Source organism: Microcoleus sp. PH2017_09_SFU_O_A (assembly GCF_020738625.1).
Lineage (GTDB): Bacteria > Cyanobacteriota > Cyanobacteriia > Cyanobacteriales > Microcoleaceae > Microcoleus.
Window position 1 is genome coordinate 37,948 of the sequence record NZ_JAEQCF010000053.1, and the last position, 20,985, is coordinate 58,932.

21 protein-coding genes and 2 pseudogenes are annotated in these 20,985 nt (G+C 45.2%); 14 read left to right on the forward strand and 9 right to left on the reverse strand.

The window, feature by feature from the left end; all coding sequences use genetic code 11:
* Positions 1-375 precede the first annotated feature (375 nt).
* The 4 genes from JGK16_RS20130 to recA all read right to left on the reverse strand — a co-directional run bounded on the left by JGK16_RS20130 (position 376) and on the right by recA (position 2,983).
* A complete protein-coding gene (locus JGK16_RS20130) occupies positions 376-603 on the reverse strand; it encodes a helix-turn-helix transcriptional regulator (protein WP_293148388.1) in 228 nt (75 codons plus the stop codon).
* A gap of 30 nt (positions 604-633) precedes the next feature.
* On the reverse strand, positions 634-801 hold the full coding sequence (locus tag JGK16_RS20135; RefSeq protein WP_293182690.1) for a hypothetical protein: 168 nt from the start codon (positions 799-801) through the stop codon (positions 634-636).
* A 96-nt stretch (positions 802-897) separates the two neighbouring features.
* Positions 898-1,107, reverse strand: coding sequence for a hypothetical protein (locus JGK16_RS20140; protein WP_293182688.1), 210 nt, complete (start codon positions 1,105-1,107; stop codon positions 898-900).
* 736 nt (positions 1,108-1,843) lie between these two features.
* The gene (gene recA, locus JGK16_RS20145) at positions 1,844-2,983 is read right to left on the reverse strand and encodes a recombinase RecA (RefSeq protein ID WP_293182686.1); all 1,140 of its coding nucleotides are present in this window, start codon (positions 2,981-2,983) and stop codon (positions 1,844-1,846) included.
* 350 nt (positions 2,984-3,333) lie between these two features.
* Between recA and JGK16_RS20150 the strand changes: the two genes are divergently transcribed.
* The gene (locus tag JGK16_RS20150) at positions 3,334-5,154 is read left to right on the forward strand and encodes a glycosyltransferase family 39 protein (protein WP_293182682.1); all 1,821 of its coding nucleotides are present in this window, start codon (positions 3,334-3,336) and stop codon (positions 5,152-5,154) included.
* Between the two features lie 383 nt (positions 5,155-5,537).
* Positions 5,538-7,064: a peptide ligase PGM1-related protein gene (locus tag JGK16_RS20155; RefSeq protein ID WP_293182680.1), complete on the forward strand. Its 1,527-nt coding sequence runs from the start codon at positions 5,538-5,540 to the stop codon at positions 7,062-7,064.
* A gap of 348 nt (positions 7,065-7,412) precedes the next feature.
* Here the strand turns inward: JGK16_RS20155 and lepB are convergent, their stop codons facing one another.
* The gene (gene lepB, locus JGK16_RS20160; RefSeq protein ID WP_293182678.1) at positions 7,413-8,021 is read right to left on the reverse strand and encodes a signal peptidase I; all 609 of its coding nucleotides are present in this window, start codon (positions 8,019-8,021) and stop codon (positions 7,413-7,415) included.
* Between the two features lie 245 nt (positions 8,022-8,266).
* Here lepB and JGK16_RS20165 point away from each other — a divergent pair, with 245 nt between their 5' ends.
* From JGK16_RS20165 to JGK16_RS20175, 3 genes are all read left to right on the forward strand, one after another.
* Positions 8,267-9,589, forward strand: coding sequence for a dihydroorotase (locus tag JGK16_RS20165; protein ID WP_293182676.1), 1,323 nt, complete (start codon positions 8,267-8,269; stop codon positions 9,587-9,589).
* Positions 9,590-9,720: 131 nt separating this feature from the next.
* Positions 9,721-10,044 (forward strand): DUF433 domain-containing protein, encoded by a 324-nt coding sequence (locus JGK16_RS20170; RefSeq protein ID WP_293182674.1) that lies wholly within the window; start codon positions 9,721-9,723, stop codon positions 10,042-10,044.
* Between the two features lie 3 nt (positions 10,045-10,047).
* Positions 10,048-10,389 carry a DUF5615 family PIN-like protein gene (locus JGK16_RS20175; protein ID WP_293192040.1) on the forward strand — a complete coding sequence of 114 codons (342 nt, stop codon included), beginning with the start codon at positions 10,048-10,050 and terminating at the stop codon, positions 10,387-10,389.
* Positions 10,390-10,428: 39 nt separating this feature from the next.
* On the opposite strand, the gene tsaE is transcribed toward JGK16_RS20175, so the two are convergent.
* Both tsaE and JGK16_RS20185 read right to left on the reverse strand, forming a co-directional pair.
* Positions 10,429-10,878: a tRNA (adenosine(37)-N6)-threonylcarbamoyltransferase complex ATPase subunit type 1 TsaE gene (gene tsaE / locus JGK16_RS20180; protein ID WP_293192042.1), complete on the reverse strand. Its 450-nt coding sequence runs from the start codon at positions 10,876-10,878 to the stop codon at positions 10,429-10,431.
* A 281-nt stretch (positions 10,879-11,159) separates the two neighbouring features.
* A complete protein-coding gene (locus JGK16_RS20185) occupies positions 11,160-12,560 on the reverse strand; it encodes a gluconeogenesis factor YvcK family protein (RefSeq protein WP_293192044.1) in 1,401 nt (466 codons plus the stop codon).
* Between the two features lie 168 nt (positions 12,561-12,728).
* Between JGK16_RS20185 and JGK16_RS20190 the strand changes: the two genes are divergently transcribed.
* The 9 genes and pseudogenes from JGK16_RS20190 (at position 12,729) to JGK16_RS20230 (ending at position 19,971) form a co-directional block, all read left to right on the forward strand.
* Positions 12,729-13,511, forward strand: coding sequence for an ABC transporter ATP-binding protein (locus tag JGK16_RS20190; RefSeq protein ID WP_293192047.1), 783 nt, complete (start codon positions 12,729-12,731; stop codon positions 13,509-13,511).
* A 4-nt stretch (positions 13,512-13,515) separates the two neighbouring features.
* Entirely contained in the window at positions 13,516-13,659 is a 144-nt protein-coding gene (locus tag JGK16_RS20195; protein ID WP_293203369.1) for a hypothetical protein, read from the forward strand.
* Positions 13,660-13,745: 86 nt separating this feature from the next.
* Positions 13,746-14,120: a four helix bundle protein gene (locus tag JGK16_RS20200; RefSeq protein ID WP_293182666.1), complete on the forward strand. Its 375-nt coding sequence runs from the start codon at positions 13,746-13,748 to the stop codon at positions 14,118-14,120.
* Between the two features lie 76 nt (positions 14,121-14,196).
* Entirely contained in the window at positions 14,197-15,720 is a 1,524-nt protein-coding gene (locus JGK16_RS20205; RefSeq protein WP_293192051.1) for an MlaD family protein, read from the forward strand.
* A 167-nt stretch (positions 15,721-15,887) separates the two neighbouring features.
* Positions 15,888-16,640: pseudogene (locus JGK16_RS20210) on the forward strand (Uma2 family endonuclease).
* Positions 16,641-16,684: 44 nt separating this feature from the next.
* Positions 16,685-17,272, forward strand: coding sequence for a Uma2 family endonuclease (locus tag JGK16_RS20215; protein WP_293192054.1), 588 nt, complete (start codon positions 16,685-16,687; stop codon positions 17,270-17,272).
* Positions 17,273-17,467: 195 nt separating this feature from the next.
* A complete protein-coding gene (locus JGK16_RS20220) occupies positions 17,468-18,136 on the forward strand; it encodes a Uma2 family endonuclease (protein ID WP_293203370.1) in 669 nt (222 codons plus the stop codon).
* A 219-nt stretch (positions 18,137-18,355) separates the two neighbouring features.
* Positions 18,356-18,982, forward strand: coding sequence for a Uma2 family endonuclease (locus tag JGK16_RS20225; protein WP_293192058.1), 627 nt, complete (start codon positions 18,356-18,358; stop codon positions 18,980-18,982).
* A 324-nt stretch (positions 18,983-19,306) separates the two neighbouring features.
* Positions 19,307-19,971, forward strand: a pseudogene (locus JGK16_RS20230) (Uma2 family endonuclease).
* Between the two features lie 70 nt (positions 19,972-20,041).
* Here JGK16_RS20230 and JGK16_RS20235 read toward each other — a convergent pair.
* Positions 20,042-20,476, reverse strand: coding sequence for a hypothetical protein (locus JGK16_RS20235; protein WP_293148419.1), 435 nt, complete (start codon positions 20,474-20,476; stop codon positions 20,042-20,044).
* On the reverse strand, positions 20,469-20,699 hold the full coding sequence (locus tag JGK16_RS20240; RefSeq protein ID WP_293148421.1) for a hypothetical protein: 231 nt from the start codon (positions 20,697-20,699) through the stop codon (positions 20,469-20,471). The genes JGK16_RS20235 and JGK16_RS20240 overlap by 8 nt, the downstream gene beginning before the upstream one ends.
* Positions 20,700-20,985: the final 286 nt, after the last annotated feature.

Below are 20,985 nucleotides of genomic sequence, written 5' to 3' on the forward strand. Positions count from 1 at the left end.
AAAGAGATGAGGTATGATTGACCAGAAAGAATTGGTTGAAAGCCCCAAGTCTTTGAGGGAGAAATTAAAATCAGACTATTCATTACTCCAATCCTCGGACTTAAGGGTAAAGGTCGCTCTCAAACTGTCAACTGTCAACTGTCAACTGTCAACTGTCAACTGTTGACAGCTTCTATAACCATTAAACTAAGAGGGCTGAAGCCCAACTACGTACCGCATCTTTCTAAGAACCGCTATATCTAACTTATTCCGCCTCAAAAACAGGTATAAATGCCCGACACGAGGGTCAAAATCGATTCCCAAATTTTAGACCATAGTTCAAGTTCCCTGATTCATCAAGGTGAGTCAACGTAAAATCTAAAATCTTAAATCGACTCATGAGTCCCAGAGCATATTTTCTTGCATCAACAGTGCAATCATCGCAGTTCTAGAACAAACACCGAGTTTGATAAAAATCCGCCTCACGTAAGTAGCAACCGTCCAGTGACTGATATTTAAATTTTTGGCAATACATTTGTTGGGCAGACCTTGCGCTACTAATTGGGCGATCGCTCTTTCTCGCGGGCTCAGGCTGATTACCGGTTTGTAAATTGTGCTTTGCATAGTTTTGCAGTGCAGTGACGAGTTAAAAAATTAATCAATTAATGGTAGAATCCCCAGTTTCTCTCGGACTTCAGATAAGGGAGTTTCCCAATCAGATGCAACGTCCCAGTCAATTAGCCGCTCGGCTAATTTTCCATGTTTTAAACCTTTGATAATTTGTCCGATCGGGCATTTGCCACTTAGCAATCCAACTAACACTAAAATCGCACAGGAAGGGCGAAATACTTGAGCGCGAGTAAACGCTTGAAGTACAAATTCATCTTCGGCAGAAGGTGAAAGACCAGTGAGAACCGGTTAAACGTCGTGGTTTCGTTGAATCCAGTCTCCAGATGCGATCGGCTCAAACCCTTGTTCGTCTAGAAATCGCGCCACTTCGCACCCTAATGTTCCTGCTGGCAGTTGACGCAATTTTTCCAAGTCTATTTCAAAATGTCGATCGCTCTCAATTTGAGGATTAATTGTTTGAGCCATCTTTAATATAACTCCTAATTGACCGTCAGTCATGATTGATTCTCCTGGGATAAGAATTTAAGTTCCTGAAAAATGAAATTCATGTTTGTCCAGTTCATTTTTGCGATGAATCAAGACAACTTTTTTTTACAGTTCAGCTCAGAAATCCTACATTCTGTAACAGCAATTAACTTTCAGGAGCTTTTACATTTCTTTACAAACAGCCTCAGAGGTGAAATCTGTCAGTTGTCAAAATCTGGCTAGTGTTAGTTACCGCAGCTTGACCCAGAGGGAAGTAACCGTAAACTCCACAGTATTTAGCGGTGATTGGAACTCCTTTACTTACGTATATGAATCTATTCTGCTCCTAAGTATTTGCACCTGCAATGAGTCAGAAGCTGAAGCGTGTAAACGCAGTGATGCGAGTGCTACCAAGTGAATCAAGGTGAAGAGACCAGAAGCAGGGTGAAGTAAACATTTGACAGCTTGCCCTGTAGCAATATTATTCGTAGGGTGTGTCGCCATTAAACTGAATTAAAATCGACTTTTCGAGTAGCGACCCACCTCAATAGCTCTCGGTGACAGAAATTTCCCCGGGCGATGGCTACGTCCCGGCTTGCGCCTACGCACTCGAAGCGAGCTAGTATTGATGCAAAAATGAGATGCACCCATTTAATTTGAGAGCATCTCATTTTTGTAACAAGCATTTTTGATTTTAGTGGTGTCCGCGAAGAGCGTATTATACAATACGCTCTTCGCGGACAGAACTAATGACCGATCGCGACAAAATTTAAATTTCTTCCATGTCTCCTACATCTTGAATGTCATCATTATCAACAACCTCATCATCATCAGCATCGACATCATCAGCATCGACATCCACAGGAGCGACAGAATTAGCAGAAACCACTGCCCCAGTATCAAGTTTTTCCCGTACTAGCCGCTCGATCTCATTTTTGAAATCGATATTTTTCTCCATGTGTTGAATCACTTTGTCTCGTCCTTGAGCGATGTTCTCGCCGTTGTAACTATACCAAGAACCTTTTTTCAGGATTACTCCCATCTCGTCTGCCAAGTCAGTCAGACAGCCTAAGGTAGAAATGCCTTTACCAAATACAATGTCAAATTCGGCAATGCGGAAAGGCGGAGCAACTTTATTTTTAGCAACTTTAACTTTTGTGCGGTTGCCGTATTCTTCGGTACCTTTTTTCAAGCTTTGAATGCGGCGAATGTCGAGCCGCACGCTGGCGTAAAATTTGAGGGCGTTACCGCCGGTTGTGGTTTCGGGGTTGCCGTAAGTTATGCCGATTTTCTGCCGCAATTGGTTGAGGAAAATCACGGTACAGCCGGATTTACCGATGTTGCCGGTGATTTTCCGCAGTGCTTGACTCATCAAGCGGGCTTGCAAACCCATGTGGGAGTCGCCCATGTCGCCTTCGATTTCGGCGCGGGGGACGAGGGCGGCTACGGAGTCAATGACTACGATATCGACGGCGACGGATCGCACGAGTTGATCGACAATTTCTAGGGCCATTTCGCCGGTATCCGGCTGGGAAACTAAGAGATTTTCAATATCGACGCCTAATGCTGAGGCGTAGGTGGGATCGAGGGCGTGCTCGGCATCTACGAAGGCTGCGATGCCGCCGGTTTTTTGGACTTCGGCGATCGCGTGGAGCGCTAGAGTAGTTTTACCGGAACTTTCCGGGCCGTAAATTTCAATTACTCGGCCTTTTGGCAAACCGCCGCCCAAAGCAATGTCCAGTGTCAGAGCTCCGGTGGGGATGGTTTCTACCCTCATGCGAGTGGAGTCTCCCAATCGGACGATCGCTCCTTTGCCAAAGCTGCGCTCGATTTGGGACAGTACGGAAGTTAGGGCTTTTTGCTTTTCTGTGTTTTCAGTAGTTTTTGTAGAAGCTTCTTTTTTTGCCATTTTCGGTACGCGGGTAGACCCCTTGCGGAGCTTGTTGATTAACTGTACAACACGTATGTTAGCAGTTATTTTTGGGGTCTGGAGGTTCTGGGGGGATTTGGTTTAGAATTCTTGATTTTGCGGTGGTTGGGCCCGATCGCGCCCTCACCAGAAAGAATTGGTTGAAAGCCCGCCCGCCTTCGAGAGAGAAATTAAAATCAGACTATTCATTACTCCAATCCTCGGATTTAAGGGTAGAGGTCGCTCTCCTTCGGTCAACTGTCAACTGTCAACTATCAACTGTCAACTGTTGAAGGTGGCTCTTGCTTGGAAGGTAGAAGGCTTTCGGCAGAAGGTAGAATAATGGTCGGTTGGGATCTGTACAGGTATCGATCGATCTTTTACAGGGCCCAAACGGGGGTGGAGAGAAACCGGGTTTTTCCACAGCAATACACAGGTTGCAGCAGGCGAACCCGGTAAAAAACCCGGTTTCTGAGCGTAGTGGTGCGATCGTCCCCGGAGTCGATCGGTACGCATCTGGGACGATCGCTACAATTAGGACAAGCATGGCATCTACAACACATCAAGACACATCTGTTAATCCCAAAAATCCTCAAAATTCGCGGTTGCTGATCTGGTTATTGGCGATCGGCATTTTACTAGGTATCGGATTTCGGTTCTTCGAGATCGATCGCAAACTTTACTGGCACGACGAAGCTTACACATCAATCCGCGCCGCTGGTTTCACCAGGCAAGAAATCGACGACGAACTATTTCAAAACCGCATTATTCCCGCACCAGAATTGCAGAAATATCAGCGGATCAAACCGGGGAGTACAGCAGCAGACACAATACGTTCCTTAGCACTAGAAGACCCGCAGCATCCGCCTTTGTACTTTTTGATGGCTCGTTTGTGGATGCAGCAATTTGGCAGTTCTCTTGCAGCATCCCGCAGTTTGCCAGCAATATTGAGTTTGCTGTCGCTGCCTTTGATGTACGCTTTAGCCCAGGAACTTTTCGCTTCAAATTTGGCAGCCTTAGTAGCAACAACACTGTTGGCTTTATCTCCCTTTGACATCTTGTTTGCTCAGACAGCAAGGCAGTACAGTTTGCTGACTGCAACGGTGATTGGCAGCAGTTGGCTGCTGCTGAGAGCATTGCGGTTGCGGGGGTGGCAAAATTGGGCGTATTACTCGATCGCGATCGCGATCGGTTGCTACACTCACCCTTTCTTCACGTTAACACTTGTCGGACATGGAGTTTTTATAATTGCTTGCTGGCTGTTTGTCAAAAAAAGAAAATTGCGAGGTCACTTAACTAATTCGCAATTTTTCTTAGCAGTAACAGCAGCTTTAATCTTGTATCTGCCGTGGATTTACGTGCTGGCGACCAACCTGGAACGAGCCTCAGCAACGACAGATTGGACGCGAATATCTCCTGGTTGGCTGTACCTGGCAAAATTGTGGACGCTCAGCTTTACAGCCTTATTTTTTGACTTCGACTTCGGCTTTGACAATATCTGGACTTATCTGCTAAGATTGCCATTTTTGCTGTTAATTGCAGCAGCCGTTTACAACATCTGCCGCCGCACAAATATTTCAACTTTGATGTTTATTATAACATCAATTTTCGTCCCGTTTTTGATGCTAGTTTTACCGGATATAATTCTAGGTGGCAAACGCTCCGCCGTCAGTCGGTATCTGATTTCCTGCTTTCCGGGGGTGCAGCTAGCAGTTGCTTGCTTGCTGGCCAATAATGTGAAAACTCAGCAGCGGTTTTGGCAAGTCGTTTTAGCCGGGGTATTTACAGCAAGCATAGCATCCTGTACAGTCAGCGGTGTTGCTGATACTTGGTGGAGCAAAGACTTGAGCTATTTTAATGCTGAAGTTGCGAGAAATATTAACAAAGAGGCGATGGCTAATCGCTCGATTAAAGATACAATTGTAATTAGCGATCGCGGTAATGACTTTACTAACATGGGAGATTTGCTCTCCCTAAGTTATTTGCTCGACAAAGATGTACGACTTATGCTGTTGAGTCAGTCGCCCGATATCGAGATGCTGAACAAATATTCGGCTCCTCTGGTGTTCCGCCCTTCGGAAAAATTGCGATCGGCACTCAAGCAAAATCAACGCCGCCTAGAGCCGATATTGGCATACGCCAAACTTTTTCGAGTGCGGCGAACTTCTTAGTTCCCGGTAGGGTGCGCTGAAAAAAACTGTTTGATTTGCCTCAAATATTTGAACTGACGCACCTTAAGTCACTATTTGAGAATTTTGTCAATTTAAATAAAGGTACGTAGTTGCGCTTCAGCGCCATCTTGGTACGTAGTTGCGCTTCAGCGCCATCTTGGTACGTAGTTGCGCTTCAGCGCCATCTTGGTACGTAGTTGCGCTTCAGCGCTCAAAGGTACGTAGTTGCGCTTCAGCGCTCTTTATATATGTAAGCGCCCAAGCGCAACAACGTAGCTAAAAATTAACCCCTATAAGAGTGCCAGTTGAGTTGTCTCAACTATTTGGGCTGACGCACCCTACATCATTAGCAATAATTATTTGAATAATTAGGAGAAAACGCCATGCAAGAGTCAAACAATTCATCTTCCGAATACTCGCAAAAATTTCGCAATCTTCAGACAGAATTACGCGAACGTTGGCGAGAGATAGAAGAATTTGACAGCGGAGATTGTGATATTATCGTCATTCCTTCTCTCAGCTTAGATCAGCAAGAAATTCTGAAAGTTGAGGGTGCTTACCACTACGAAGAGCGGCATTTATTTTCATTGATTCGCCTGCGAAATCCTCGCACGCGCTTAATTTACATCACCTCGGAGCCGCTGCACCCCATGATTATAGATTATTACCTGCAATTGCTCCCAGGTATTCCATTTTCTCACGCGCGCGATCGCCTTTTGCTGTTCTCGGCTTACGATGCATCGGCGAAATCCCTCACCCAGAAAATTTTAGAACGTCCTCGCTTGATGGAGCGAATTCGCCAAGCAGTACGCCCGACAAAATCTTATATGGTTTGTTACAACTCGACGCCCTTAGAGCGCGAGTTATCTGTTAAATTGGGAATTCCTTTGTGGGCTAGCGATCCGGATTTGCTTTATTGGGGAACAAAAAGCGGCAGCAGGCAAATTTTTCAAGAAGCTGGCGTACCTTATCCTGACGGTTCCGAGTTGGTTTGGAATGCAGAAGATTTGGCCCAAGCTGCGGCTGCGTTGTGGGAAAGACAGCCGGATTTGCAGCGGATGGTAATTAAGTTAAATGAAGGTTTTTCGGGGGAAGGAAATGCAATTTTAGATTTGAAGCCGATCGCAGGTAAAGCACCTCAAGAAAGAGTTAAAGCAATTGGCGATTGCTTCCACAATTTGCGCTTTCAATCAACAGGCGAAACCTGGAAAAATTTCAGCAGCCGCATTCCCGAATTAGGGGCAATTGCGGAAGCATTTATCGAAGGAGAAGAAAAGCGATCGCCCAGCGTTCAAGGTCGAATTGTCCCCAGTGGCGAAGTTGAAATTCTGTCAACCCACGACCAGATTTTAGGCGGCCCAGACGGTCAAATTTTCTTGGGTTGCCGATTTCCGGCGGATGAATCCTATCGGCTGGCGTTGCAAGAATTGGGATGGAAAGTGGGAAAAAATTTAGCAGCAAAAGGTGCTTTGGAGCGATTTGGAGTGGATTATGTTGCTGTCAAGCAATCGGACGGGAAATGGGATATTCAAGCAATAGAAATTAACTTGCGTAAAGGAGGTACAACTCATCCGTTTATGGCTTTGAAGCTGTTAACAAACGGTCGGTACGAGCGAACTACGGGATTATTTTACAGCCAGCAGGGGCGTCCGAAATATTATGTGGCTTCGGATAATTTGAAAAAGGAGCGGTATCGGGGATTGTTGCCGAATGATTTGATGGATATTATTGCTGACAATCAACTGCATTTTGACACTGGTACTGAGACGGGGAGCGTGTTTCATTTAATGGGTTGTTTGTCGGAGTTTGGCAAATTGGGATTGACGAGTATTGGCAATTCGCCACAAGAAGCTGAGGATATGTATAACAAGGTTGTGAAAGTTCTCGATCGCGAAACGTCATTCAGTTGACAGTTGACAGTTGACAATTGACAGTTGACAGTTGACGGTTTGAACAATACTGATGCAACGGGAATTGATATCACCGATCAACCCACAAACCCGGCGGTTGAAACCGCGTCTATACCAACAAAACCCGCCTCCGCGGGTTGAAGAGTCGTAGCGTAGCGGGGCATAAGCCATCGCACATTGCTCTGAAATTCCATATTTCTTAGTCCGCGGAGGCGGACATTGTTTGTATAGACGCGGTTTCCAACCGCCGAGGATTTGAATCGTTTGTATAGACGCGGTTTCCAACCGCCGAGGATTTGAATCGTTTGTATAGACGCGGTTTCCAACCGCCGAGGATTTGAATGGTAGCTATTTTTTAGCGGGATAAATCGGTGTGGGGTCGATCGAGCCTGTGCGGTTGAGAGGCCAAAAACGGACGATCGCCCTACCGATGATATTTTGTCTGGGTACAAAGCCCCAATAATGGCTGTCACAGCTTGCGTTGCGGTTGTCCCCGAGTACCAAGTAAGAATTTTGAGATACAACTACAGGCCCGTAGGGATACTGCGGAATTTCTTCAATATATTTTTCCTGTAGCGGCTGCTTGTTGATATAAACTTTTCCATCTTTGACTTCCACAGTATCGCCCGGAAGTCCGATCACTCGCTTGATGTAGGCATCTTTGATCGGCGGCGGCTGTCCCGTGCACAAACTCGCCGGATCGGGAGGCATAAACACGATAATATCTCCTCGCTGCGGGTCTTGAAGTCGATAGCTCACCTTGTCTATAATTAATCGATCGTTAATTTGCAAGGTTGGGAGCATCGAGCCGGTGGGAATGTAGCGAGCTTCAGCAACCAGGGTGCGGATACCAAAGGCTAAGAATGCTGCTAAGCCGATCGTCTTAATTCCTTCTATCCAAGGATTTTCGGTATCTTGCGGGGGTTTTGGGTCGGCTGACTTGTCTAGACGAGTCATAAGTATTTAAGTCACTGGGCTGGATACAAATTATAAACTTATTTCGGGGTTTTTTGAGGAAATCTGCAAAATCTGCGCCCCAGACGTGAGTTTTTGTACTATCTGGTTGAGTAAAGTGCGCCGAGGTCGATCGTAAAAATTACAATTTTCCTGAAAGCTAGTTATATTTATTAGTATTTTTCTAACTCTTTTGAGGATAAAATTTGTCTGGGCTTCTACGTACATTACCTATTTAATTATAGCTTATGCCGACCACATCAAGTTTGTTAATCCGTCGCGCTCGCATTCTGTTACCTGACGGCGAATTTTTGGTAGGGGACGTGCAAATTAGCGATGGCAAAATTGTTCGGGTTGCTCCGGAGATTGCCATGTCCGGCGATCGCGAAATAAATGCGATCGGCTTAACTCTCTTACCCGGAGTAATTGACCCGCAGGTACACTTCCGCGAACCGGGTTTGGAACACAAGGAAGATTTGTTTACGGCTAGCTGTGCGTGCGCTAAGGGCGGCGTGACATCGTTTTTGGAAATGCCGAATACCCGCCCCCTAACCACAACCCAAGCGGCCTTAGATGACAAGCTAAGGCGCGCTGCTGACAAGTGTTTGGTCAATTACGGCTTTTTTATTGGGGCGACGCCGGAGAATTTACCGGATTTGTTGGATGCGAATCCGACTCCGGGGATTAAGGTGTTTATGGGTTCGATGCACGGACAGTTGTTGATGGATGGAGAGGAAAATTTAGAGCGAGTTTTCGCAAAGGGCGATCGATTAATTGCAGTACACGCCGAAGATCAAACTAGAATTAATCAGCGTCGTCAGGAATTTGCCGGCAGTACCGATTTAGCTGTACACTCGCAAATTCAAGACAATCAAGCAGCCTTGTTAGCAACTCAGCTAGCCGTAAAACTTTCTAAAAAATATCAGCGCCGACTGCACATTCTGCATCTTTCAACTGGCGACGAAGCCGAGTTTTTGCGACAAGAAAAACCGAGTTGGGTAACAGCAGAAGTAACGCCGCAGCATTTACTGTTAAATACCAGCGCCTATGAGAAGATTGGCAGTTTAGCCCAGATGAATCCGCCGTTGCGGGACACCCGCGATAACGAAATACTTTGGCAAGCTTTACTCGATGGCGTAATTGATTTTATCGCCACCGATCACGCGCCGCACACGTTAGAAGAAAAAGCTCAAGAATATCCAAATAGCCCATCGGGAATGCCCGGAGTTGAAACTTCTTTGCCTTTGATGTTGACGCAAGCAGTCGAGGGAAGGTGTACAGTTGCACAAGTTGCTAATTGGATGTCTGCGGCTGTTGCGAAGGCTTATAAGATTCCGAACAAAGGGGCGATCGCTCCGGGTTTTGACGCCGATTTAGTCTTAGTTGATTTGGACAACTACCGCCCGGTGATCGGAGCAGAAATGGCGAGCAAGTGCGGCTGGAGTTCCTTTGAGGGTTGGAATTTAACTGGATGGCCCGTGGTGACAGTTGTGGGAGGAAAAGTTGTTTTTGAGAACGGTAAATTAGATACAAATGTCAGGGGTAAAGCCTTGACATTTGACGTTGAGTAGTCAATTTATATAAACAAAGGTATGTAGTTGCGCTTCAGCGCTGAAGCGCAACTACATACCTAAAACATTACAGCAAAAGTTGTGCTAAAATTATCAGAGTATATTCCCTTACGATCGAGGCGATATTACCTATGCTCCAAGAACTAGAAACACAACTTCTTGCCTTAACTCCGACCGAGAAATCTGAAGCAATACGGCTGTTAACCCAAAGTTTAAGCAATAGCTGGCCGGGAATTACCAAGACTCCCGAAGTGTGCGGCGGCGATGCTTGTATTGCCAAAACTCGCATTCCAGTGTGGCTGCTTGTTGGTTTTCGCAATGAAGGTTCAAGCGATTCCGAACTTCTCCAATTTTATCCCCATCTAAGTGCTGCTGATTTGGTCAATGTTTGGACTTATGCTGATTCACATATAGAGGAAATTGAACAAGCAATCAGCAAAAATGAGGAAGCATAACTTATGGCATTATTATATGCAGACGAACAATTTCCTTTGCCAGTTGTGGAATTGCTGCGGGCTTTTGGTCACAATGTGCTTACAGTTCAGGAAGCAGGAAAAGCAAATCTGGGCATTCCCGATCCTGAAGTGCTAGAATTTGCTGTGAGTAACGATCGCGCTATTTTGACATTAAATCGGTTTGATTTTATCGGACTGCACAACCGAAAGCCAGACCATGCAGGTATTATTGTCTGCACTAAAAATCGGAATGTAGAAATATTGGCAACACGCATTAATGATGCTATTGCTGGTGAAGAAACTTTGAGGGGCAAATTGATTCGAGTCAACCGCCCGCCGCAGTAAGTACGCGCTGTGGCTATCCCGAGCGTGAATCGCACTTCCTCAATTTTCCCATTCCCAATCCAATAACTCGCCAGTCCCCATCAATTCAATTTGGCGCCCGTTATCGAGATAACTCAAAGAAATTTGCAAATATTTTTCGGGTTTGTACTGCAATCTTTCGGCCCATTCGATCGCCACAATCCCCAAATCCCTTTCTAATCCGTCCCAATAACTCTCTAAGTGCAAAGCCTCCGCTTCTTCGGGTTCGAGTCGATACAAGTCTAGATGATACAGCGGAATCCGCCCTGCAAAATACTCGTTAATCAGGGTGAAAGTAGGACTTTCCACAGATTCGGAGATTCCCAAACCTTCGGCGATACCTTGAACCAAGGTGGTTTTGCCGGCGCCTAAGTCTCCTTGTAACAAGATTACAGTGCCTGGTGGGAGCGATCGACCTAACGCAATACCAAACTGGCGCGTAGCCTCAAAATCTGCAAGCAAAGTTTTCATTTCAGTCAGTAGTCAGTAGTCAGTTGTCAGTTGTCATTAGTCATTAGTCAGTTGTCATTAGTCAGAAGTGCGAGCGTCCCCGCTCGCGAACAGCAGTCATTAGTCATTATCGGTTGGGGTGTATCTCAGTTTTGCTTTAAGAGTGCTGTCCCCGCTCGCGTGCTATACAAAGCACGCGAGCGGGGACAGCACTGTAAAAAAAATGCTTTTTGCAAAAATGAGATGCTCCCCATCTCCCCATCTCCCCATCTCCCCATCTCCCCATCTCCCCCTTAATCAGCTTAAATATTCTGGGCTCGCCCGTACCAACGCAGCAACATCCCCGCCAATCTTTGGGAATTGTGGCGAATTAAACCGGTATTTTTATCTTCATCCATGACATTGGCGATGACAATTCGCCGCCCCAGTTGCGTTATGGCTTCTCTATCGAGCACAACCGGATAGGAATTCTCCTGAGAATAGCGGATCAAAGATTTTGCAGATGGGACTTTTCCTTGAACTACTACAGCATCGAATAGGGGGCGGCCGCAAGCCCGATCGATCGCCCGAATGTGATCGGCAACGCTGTATCCGTCTGTTTCTCCCGGCTGAGTCATAATATTGCACACATAAATGCGCGGAACTTCACTATTGGCGATCGCATCAGCAATTTCCTTCACCAACAAATTCGGAATCACACTCGTATAAAGACTCCCCGGCCCAATAATAATAAAATCCGCTTCCCGCAGCGCTTCGACGGCCCTGGGCAAAGCCGGAGGATTAGCCGGATTGCAGCCAATTTTGACGATTTTTCCGTTAGCTTTGGTGATGCTGGACTCCCCCTCAATTCTTCGGCCATCAGACAGTTCTGCCCACAAAGAAACGTCGCTCAGAGTAGCCGGCAGCACCTCCCCCCTCACAGCTAAAACTTTAGAACTGGCGGCGATCGCCTGTTCCAAATCTCCAGCAATATCGCTCATCGCAGTCAAAAACAAATTCCCAAAACTGTGACCAACCAAACCGTCACCGGCTTGAAAGCGATATTGAAATAACTCAGTTAATAACTTTTCCTCATCGGCCAAAGCGGCCAAACAATTGCGAATATCTCCCGGCGGCAATACTCCAATTTCCCGTCGCAGTCGCCCGGAAGACCCGCCATCATCGGCGACCGTGACGATCGCAGTAATTTTGGCACTGTAATCTTTCAATCCCCTAAGCAAATGAGAAAGGCCTGTACCCCCTCCAATGGCGACAATTTTCGGGCCGCGGTGCAAGCGGCGGTGGTTGAGGAGTCGATCGACCAATTCCTCATTCCCTTCCGGCATCAGCACTTGGGTAATCGAGTTCAAACTGCGAGTTTGACCCCACAGAATTAACAAAATTCCGCCTGCAATCACGATCGGGCCCGACACGTAATTGGGAATAACTTCCGCAATCCAAGTCAAAAAATTTCTCAACAATTGCAACAGCAAAAAGATCGGAGTCATCCCAGTCCAAATCGCTAAACCCAAAGTGGCAAGTACCACACCGCTAGCACTGATCAGCAGCCACCGTTTCACCAACAGTCCGGGGGCCAACCACTTAAACCACTGGTGAACTCGCCCGTTCCGCAAAGAAGAAGGGTAAGGATTTCTGGATTGGACAAAAACCTGCTTAGCTTTGGCAAAGACTCGCAGGGCTTTAGGAAATGAACTAATTGACATGGTTAATTAGTCTTAATGGTATTGGAATAGCTCAAGCTGACAAATTTACAATACAAGAGAGTTTTGATTCTGGCAGTCAATTTAAGTCATTAGTCATTAATCATTAGTCATTAGTCATTAGCTAGACTGATGACTGATGACTGACAACATAATAATCGATCGCATCTTATGGCTGAGCCGCTAATCGAACTCAAGGGGGTAAGTAAGTCCTTCGGGGATAACCCGATCCTCGATCGAGTGGATCTGAGGATATATCGGGGAGAGGCCCTGGCAATTATTGGCCCTTCCGGGACGGGGAAATCTACGATTTTGCGGATAATTGCGGGTTTGTTGGCCCCGGATGCGGGCGAGGTTTTCGTTCAGGGACAGCGACGGATGGGATGGGTGGACGACGTGGCAGATCCGATCGGGATTGGGATGGTGTTTCAGCAAGCTGCTTTGTTTGATTCGCTTACGGTAGAGGAGAATGTCGGTTTTTTACTGTACCAGCATTCTAAGCTGCCGCGCCGCCGGATTCGGGAATTGGTGGAGGAGAAGTTAGAGATGGTGGGTTTGCGGGGAATTGGCGAACGCTATCCAGCGCAGTTGTCTGGGGGAATGCGGAAGCGGGTAAGTTTTGCCCGCGCCATCATGGCAAATCCCGATAATGCGAGGGACAATCCGGAGGTTTTGCTGTATGACGAACCGACGGCGGGTTTAGATCCGATCGCTTCGACGGTAATTGAAGATTTAATTCGGGATTTGCAGAGAGCTCAGGGAGTTTGTAGCACTTATGCGATCGTCACTCACCAAGACAGTACCATTCGCCGGACTGCCGATCGCATCGTGTTTCTCTATCAAGGCAAAGTGCAGTGGGAGGGAACTGTCAGCGACATTGCATCGACAGATAATTTGTTAATTAAACAATTTTTTAGTGGCAGCGTTACCGGCCCAATTCAAGTGATTGGATAGTCAATTGTCAGTGGGCAGTGGGCAGTTGGCAGTGGGCAGTTGGCAGTGGGCAGTTGGCAGTTGGCAGTTGGCAGTTGGCAGTGGGCAGTTGTTAGTTGACAGTTGGCAGTTGTTAGTTGACAGTGGGCAGTTGTTAGTTGTTAGTTGACAGTGGGCAGTTGTTAGTTGACAGTGGGCGGTTGTTAGGAAAGCGGTTGGCAGTGGTTAATTGTTTGTATTATTGGGAGATGGGATATGTCACAAACAAATTTTCAAAAATTAGATGTTTATAAATTATCAGAAAAATTAGCTGATGAAATTTGGAATATTGTTATAAAATGGGACGCACTAGCTAAAGATACGGTCGGCAAGCAAATTATTCGAGCTGCTGATAGTATTGGTGCTAATATTGCTGAAGGAGATGGTCGAGGCAGCTATCAGGATCATCGGAGATTTATCAAGATTGCCAGAGGTTCTTTATATGAAACAAAGCACTGGTTGAGACGGGCTTATACTAGGCAACTACTAACAACTACACAAGTAGAAACACTCAAGCCAATTATTGACGAACTGTCACCCCGACTAAACGCCTATCTAAAATCTATAGGCAACACATCAGATAAAAATTAACAACTGCCAACCATCAACTATCAACTATCAACTGCCAACTGCCAACTGCCAACTGCCAATTGCCAAAGGAGGCAATATGCGATCGCGAACTGTAAGAGAAGGTTCTGTCGGATTCTTGATTTTAGTAGGAATCGGTTTATTTGGCGGCTTAGTGCTCTGGTTGCAGGGCGTACAACTAGGCAACCGCAGCTACAAATTCGCCGTAGAATTTGCCAGCGCCCAGGGAATGCAAATAGGCACGCCCGTCAGGTATCGCGGCGTCGCCGTCGGTAAAATTACCGCCATCAAAGCCAGCGCCAACGGCGTAGAGGTGACAATGGAGATAGCCCCCGGTACTTTAGTCATGCCCCGGGATGTGGCGATTGAAGCAAATAAATCGGGTTTAATTGGCGAATCGTCGATCGACATTACCCCCAACTCAATTTTGCCAGACTCCTTACTTACCGCCAATCCCTTTAGCGCCGACTGTCCCCCTGAAATAATCTGCAAAAATTCCCGCTTAAAAGGTCAAGCTGGAGTCAGTCTCGACGAACTAATTCGCTCCACAGTCCGCCTATCTAATTTATACACCGACCCCGCGCTGTTCAACAATATTAAATCAATTGCAGAGAATACAGCCAGTACAGCAAAAGGTGCAGCTAAACTCACTCAAGATTTATCAAGTTTAACTCAAACAGCCAAAGCCGAAATCAAAACCTTGAATAAATCCGTAACAGGAGACATTGGCAACTTAAGTCAATCAGTAAAAACCGAATTAACAACTTTAAATCAATCATTAAAGGGAGAAGCCAACAGTTTGACTCAATCTTTAAAAGGAGAAGTAACCAGTTTAAATCAATCCTTAAAAGGAGAAGCCAGCAGCTTAAATCAATCGCTCAAAGGAGAAATATCAGGAGTCGCCGCAGATGTTTCTAAAGTAGCAGTCACAGCGGACACTTCCACAAAAGCCGTATCAGCCGCTGCAATAAATTCTGCCAATTCAGTAACTCAAGCAGCCAATAGAATCACCTTAACAGCTAACGAAGTCAATTCATTAGTAACAACCAACCGCGCCAGTTTAGTCTCAACCCTGAATAACATCAATCAAAGCAGCCAAGAATTGCGGGTAGCCGTCAGCAGTTTGAGTCCAACAATTAATCGCATCAACCAAGGACAATTGCTAACTAATTTAGAAGTTTTATCAGCGAATGCGGCCCAAGCTTCGGCTACTTTGCGAGATTTATCCAACCAGGTAAACAATCCCGCCACTTTGCTATTATTGCAACAAACCCTAGATTCTGCACGAGCTACATTTCAGAACGTGCAGAAAATCACTTCCGACGTAGATGAACTGACGGGAGACCCGGCTTTCCGCAACAACATTCGCAGGTTATTTAACGGATTGGGAGGCTTGTTGGGCTCGACAGAACAACTGCGGCAGCAAGTTAAAGTTGCTCAAACATTAGCTCCTATTTCAGAGAAAGTAAATGCGAGTACAACGGCAGTAAATCAATCTGTTAAGCCGGGATTGCCCAGTTTTAACAAAAAAGAAAAATTGCCTGTTATTCCTTCTCAAACTGCAAAATCAGCAGAACCAGTTGCTCCCGAAAATACTCCTTGAAATCTGGTATCATTGAATAACCGTCGGTAAGGTGCGTGGCGCGCCCTACAGTTAGGAAGGTACGCATTATAGAGGTTTCAGTTAGTAAGGTTGGCAGCGCGCACCCCGAGATTAAAGTTGTGCAAATCTTATTAAAAAAACTCTTTCAATCGAAACAAGGAAAAGCAATGACGCAAACATTATCAAAACCGCCCGCAACGCAAACCAAGTACAATATAACTTGGGAAAAATTGCCAGACGATTTTAAATTACCGGACGATCCAGTTGAAAACATCGACCAACCACTTTTAGCAGCCGCCCTGCGAGAAGCCTTGGAACTTGCAGGATTTATCATAGCTTCAATGCTAATAGCTTCCAACTTTGGACTGTGCGCCAAAGTCAACGACAAAACAATAGTAAAAGCCCCAGATTGGGTCTACGTTCCCTCGGTATTACCAGCAGAACTAGGAGAAGTCCGCCGCAGTTATACGCGCACTGCTGAGGGATAAGTTCCAGCAGTAGTGATGGAATTTTTATCGGATACTAAGGGCAGTGAATATTCGACAATATCAAAATATCCTTACGGCAAGTGGCGGTTTTACGAGCAAATTTTGCAAGTTCCAGTTTATGCAATCTTCGATCCTAAATCGGGAGAATTAGAAGTATACCTTTTGGTTTCAGGACAGTACACAAAGCAAGAACCAGATGCTAATAGTCGATTTTGGATAGAATCAATGGGTTTATTTCTGGGGGTTTGGTCAGGAAAAAAATCTCAGAGAACGGGTTATTGGTTGCGCTGGTGGGATGAGAATGGCAATTTGTTGCTGTGGGGTGCGGAACGGGTGGAACAGGAACAACAGCGGGCCGATGAGGAACGCCAGCGTGCCGATCGCCTAATGGCATACTTGATAAGTCAGGGTATAGATCCTGATGCCATTTGAAGGTCGATCGATTTGAGATTTTACATTAGGAATAAAGGAGCGCCATGACTGCAACAACATTAGAAGAAAAATTAGATCGGCCGTTACTATTTCCAGGGTTAAGCTGGGAACAATTCAAAACCTTAGAACCGATGCTGGATATTCCCGGAGTTCGGCTGTCATTTTTAGATGGGATACTGGAGATTCAGAGAATGCCTGGAAGAAAACACGAAATAGGGAAAGAACGAATTGGTGCTTTACTGGAAACATATTTGCTGAAAGCAGGAATCGATTTCACTCCAACGGGTTCGTTGACTTTAGAAAATGAATCGGAACGAGTGAAGTGTGAAGCAGACAAATCTTACGAATTGGGTGCTGATAGAGAACGTCCAGATTTAGCGATCGAAGTAGTCGTAACTAGCGGCGGAATTGATAAGCTAGAGGCTTACAAACGCCTGCAAATTTCTGAAGTCTGGTTTTGGGAAAACAGCCGACTGTCTCTGTATGCTCTGGGAAAGGAAGGATACGAACAGATTGCGAGTTCTCAATTGCTCCCAGAACTCGATATTGATTTACTTGTCAGGTGTGTTAATATGCCGAGTCATGTTGAGGCAGTTAAGGAATTCAAAAGGGCGATCGAACTCAATTATTAGTCAAAAATATTGAGCGTATGTGACATCATTGAAGAATTGGTAAGCTGTTGCGGCCTTAAAATTTAATTTTTTGGGGCTAGGTAGGAGCATCGCCCCACTCGTTGTTTCCAGAAACATGATTGTTAAAATTAGATGCGCGCCAGCTTAACACCAGAAAAGTTTATAATAGAGCTACAACTCACAGGAAGCACGACCATGACAGCAGTCGTTACCACCCTCAAAACTTCTGAAATCATATACCCTAGCGCTGATGGAGAACCAGTGGCAGAAAACCTCGCAGACCGTCGAGCTACTGTTTTAGCAAACCAATTTTTATACTACGCTCAAGGTTTCCCAAAAGTCCGCTTAACACCTGATGTGATGGTAATTTTTGATGTAGAACCAGGTGGCAGAGATAATTACAAAATCTGGGAAGAAGGACAAGTGCCGAAGGTGATTTTTGAAATGACATCACCAAGCACGCAGTCGGAAGATAAAGTGATTAAAAAAGATTTGTATGAAAGATTAGAAGTTCAGGAATACTGGTTATTTGACCCAAAAGGTGAATGGATTCCTGAAAAATTGCGCGGATATCGACTGGGGGTAGAGGGTTATCAAATAATTACAGATAGTCGTTGCGAAGTATTGCAACTGCGTTTAGAAATAGAAGGAAAACTGATTGGGTTTTATCGGGAAGATAATGGAGAAAAATTATTAACTCCTGATGAATTGGCTTCAGCTTTAAAAGCGGAACGGCAACGGGCTGAGGCGGAACGGCAACACGCAGAAGTGGAGAGTCAACGTGCACAATCGGAAAGTCAGCGGGCTGCTGAACTCGAATCTTTGCTAGCGCGTTATCGAGAGCAGTTTGGAAAATTGCCGTAGGGTGCATCTCACTTTTGTAAAAAGCATTTTTTTCTTATAGTGCGAGCACTTCAAGAGCTCGCGTATCGTATAATACGCGAGCGGGGACAGCACTATTAAATGCAAAACTGAGATGCTCCCTTGCCGTAGAATAAATAGTATAGGGGCGGGGCATCGCCCCTACAAAAATAGTTAGAGTCAACTAAAATTAAATATAATTAGAATAAAGGAGCAATCGACATGATTCAAGCCTTAACAAAATTAGTAACATTTGACGAATTCATTGCCTGGTATCCTGAAAATTCAGAACATCACTACGAACTGCACAATGGAGTAATTATTGAAATGCCCAAAGGAACTGGCCAACATTCAGAAATATCTGGCTTTCTCAATATAGAAGTTGGCGTTATATGTCGCAATACCCGATTGCCCTATTTCCTTCCCAAAGAATGTGTCCTTAAACCCGATCGCGACGAATCAGGATATGAGCCAGATGTCATAGTTCTCGATCGCCAGCAAGTGATAAATGAGCCACGTTGGGCAGCAGAATCGATTATCACAATGGGTTCATCAGTACGTTTGGCAGTAGAAGTAGTCAGCACCAACTGGCAGACTGATTATCTTACCAAACTGCGAGATTATGAAGAAATGGGCATTTTTGAATACTGGATTGTGGATTATTTGGGATTGGGTGGAAGACGCTACATAGGCAATCCCAAACAACCGACGCTTTCGGTATATCAATTAGTTGACGGGGAATACGAGTTGGCGCAATTCCGGGGAGACGATAGAATTGAATCCGGTGCTTTCCCCGAGTTAAACTTGACTGCTCAACAGGTGTTTGAAGCAGGAATTGTGAATGAATAAGGAGAATTGTCATAGGATAAGAGGTATTAAATAGACCAAACTAAAAAACAGAACTCCCAGAACCCCGACTTCTTAAAGAAGTCAGGGTTCTTCTAAGAAAGATCGCATTTTAGGTTATATCAATTCCGGTTACACGACCTATGATATAGAGGAGACGGCAGTGCCGTGTCCCTACAATATTTTGGGTAGGGACACGGCACTGCCTTCTCCTAATTTCGGCTAATAATCATTCCGATGCTACCGGATTTGATATTAATTAAATTAACCTACTTAATTACAGCAAAAAAGTTTATAATATGTATACAACTCACAGGAAGCACGACCATGACAGCAGTCGTTACCACCCTCAAAACTTCTGAAATCATATACCCTAGCGCTGATGGAGAACCAGTGGCAGAAAGGCAGAAACTTACGACCATCTTTACGCAATTTTAACCACTTTAGAAGTCTTAAAACAATACCTCGCAGACCGTCGAGCTACTGTTTTAGCAAACCAATTTTTATACTACGCTCAAGGATTCCCAAAACTGCGGGTAGCACCTGATGTGATGGTGATTTTTGATGTAGAACCAGGTGGCAGAGATAATTACAAAATCTGGGAAGAAGGACAAGTGCCGAAGGTAATTTTTGAAATGACATCACCGGGCACAAAGTCGGAAGATATAATCAATAAAAAAGACTTGTATGAGGGGATAGAAGTTGAGGAATATTGGTTGTTTGACCCTAGAGGTGAATGGATTCGGGAACAATTGCGCGGGTATCGATTGGGGGAAGATGGGTATGAATTAATCAGAGACAATCGCAGCGAGGTATTGCAACTGCGGTTAGAAATAGAAGGAAAACTGATTGGGTTTTATCGCGAAGATAATGGGGAGAAATTATTGATTCCCGATGAATTGGCTTCAGCTTTGCAAGCGGAACGGCAACGGGCTGCTGAACTCGAAGCTTTGTTAGAGCGTTATCGAGATCAGTTTGGAGAATTACCATAGTAATATCAATTCCGGTTTCACTCCTTATGATATAGAGGAAACGGCACTACCGTTTCCTCTGCTGGAACTCCTAAACTTCCGTGTATTCCTTGCTTTTTTGAGAGTCTAACCAACGTTGATAAGCTTCTTTGTCGCCTCTAAAGGAATCAAGAGAAACTTGACGTTCTGGCATGGGTTTGAGGGGAGCATCAATGGGCGAATATTGGCAATAGCAGATTACTACTATATCAAATTCACCGATCGGAATATCGGGAGTATAAGTCTCAACCCGCGCCACTTCCCAATCGCTGGTGCGGTAATGAGTGCTATAACCGTGTCTATCTGGATCGTGTTCTGCTTCTACGCGAACAAACTCTGGGGGACGATAGCCAACTTCAGGAATTTCGTCATTAGAAGAGTCAAAGTGTTCGGCTAAAATCTTGGTTAGGCATTGGGTGTGTTCAAGCTTGCGTTTTTCCCAACCAGGTTGGCGCTTGTCTGCTCTAAAGACAATCCATTTACGCATCTTCATCCTCCTTGCTTTCTAGTTCTTTGTACCAGTCTGGAAACTCCGTTTGACCTTTAAAAACACAATCAACTTTGAAAAATTGGCCGTCAATTTTCTCAACCTCAATTAGTTTCCAACCATATTTTTGTTCCATCTCTTCACAACAATCTGGATCTGCTGCTGCGTGTCGAGACTTGTCTTCATCTGGATCGTAACGCAACCATCGTGGATTTTTTGTCATAATTGATATTGCTCCCTGTGTTGGGTTGACAACCTTGGAGAAGTCGTCTGGACTCGGTATTTGTGGTACTGCGTCCGGGCGCGTCTTTGTGAAATTGTATGATAATGGTTATAATATCTGCCTGCTTCTGAACCAGACAATTGGTTGAAATTGCTTGACAATTATCAGTTTGTATGTATGGAGATTCGGCGTTGCTGAATCAGGGTATGAGACGAGAAAAAATGCGAGATTGGAGCCGAAAATGATTTCTGGGATTTTGATTGGGAATTGGAACATCTCCAAATTT

Bases quoted from the DNA above. Each gene is read 5' to 3' on its own strand.
- JGK16_RS20130 (WP_293148388.1), bottom strand. From the start codon at position 603: ATGCAAAGCACAATTTACAAACCGGTAATCAGCCTGAGCCCGCGAGAA.
- JGK16_RS20140 (WP_293182688.1), bottom strand. From the start codon at position 1,107: ATGACTGACGGTCAATTAGGAGTTATATTAAAGATGGCTCAAACAATT.
- recA (WP_293182686.1), bottom strand. From the start codon at position 2,983: ATGGCAAAAAAAGAAGCTTCTACAAAAACTACTGAAAACACAGAAAAG.
- JGK16_RS20155 (WP_293182680.1), top strand. From the start codon at position 5,538: ATGCAAGAGTCAAACAATTCATCTTCCGAATACTCGCAAAAATTTCGC.
- lepB (WP_293182678.1), bottom strand. From the start codon at position 8,021: ATGACTCGTCTAGACAAGTCAGCCGACCCAAAACCCCCGCAAGATACC.
- JGK16_RS20165 (WP_293182676.1), top strand. From the start codon at position 8,267: ATGCCGACCACATCAAGTTTGTTAATCCGTCGCGCTCGCATTCTGTTA.
- JGK16_RS20170 (WP_293182674.1), top strand. From the start codon at position 9,721: ATGCTCCAAGAACTAGAAACACAACTTCTTGCCTTAACTCCGACCGAG.
- JGK16_RS20175 (WP_293192040.1), top strand. From the start codon at position 10,048: ATGGCATTATTATATGCAGACGAACAATTTCCTTTGCCAGTTGTGGAA.
- tsaE (WP_293192042.1), bottom strand. From the start codon at position 10,878: ATGAAAACTTTGCTTGCAGATTTTGAGGCTACGCGCCAGTTTGGTATT.
- JGK16_RS20185 (WP_293192044.1), bottom strand. From the start codon at position 12,560: ATGTCAATTAGTTCATTTCCTAAAGCCCTGCGAGTCTTTGCCAAAGCT.
- JGK16_RS20190 (WP_293192047.1), top strand. From the start codon at position 12,729: ATGGCTGAGCCGCTAATCGAACTCAAGGGGGTAAGTAAGTCCTTCGGG.
- JGK16_RS20200 (WP_293182666.1), top strand. From the start codon at position 13,746: ATGTCACAAACAAATTTTCAAAAATTAGATGTTTATAAATTATCAGAA.
- JGK16_RS20205 (WP_293192051.1), top strand. From the start codon at position 14,197: ATGCGATCGCGAACTGTAAGAGAAGGTTCTGTCGGATTCTTGATTTTA.
- JGK16_RS20215 (WP_293192054.1), top strand. From the start codon at position 16,685: ATGACTGCAACAACATTAGAAGAAAAATTAGATCGGCCGTTACTATTT.
- JGK16_RS20220 (WP_293203370.1), top strand. From the start codon at position 17,468: ATGACAGCAGTCGTTACCACCCTCAAAACTTCTGAAATCATATACCCT.
- JGK16_RS20225 (WP_293192058.1), top strand. From the start codon at position 18,356: ATGATTCAAGCCTTAACAAAATTAGTAACATTTGACGAATTCATTGCC.
- JGK16_RS20235 (WP_293148419.1), bottom strand. From the start codon at position 20,476: ATGCGTAAATGGATTGTCTTTAGAGCAGACAAGCGCCAACCTGGTTGG.
- JGK16_RS20240 (WP_293148421.1), bottom strand. From the start codon at position 20,699: ATGACAAAAAATCCACGATGGTTGCGTTACGATCCAGATGAAGACAAG.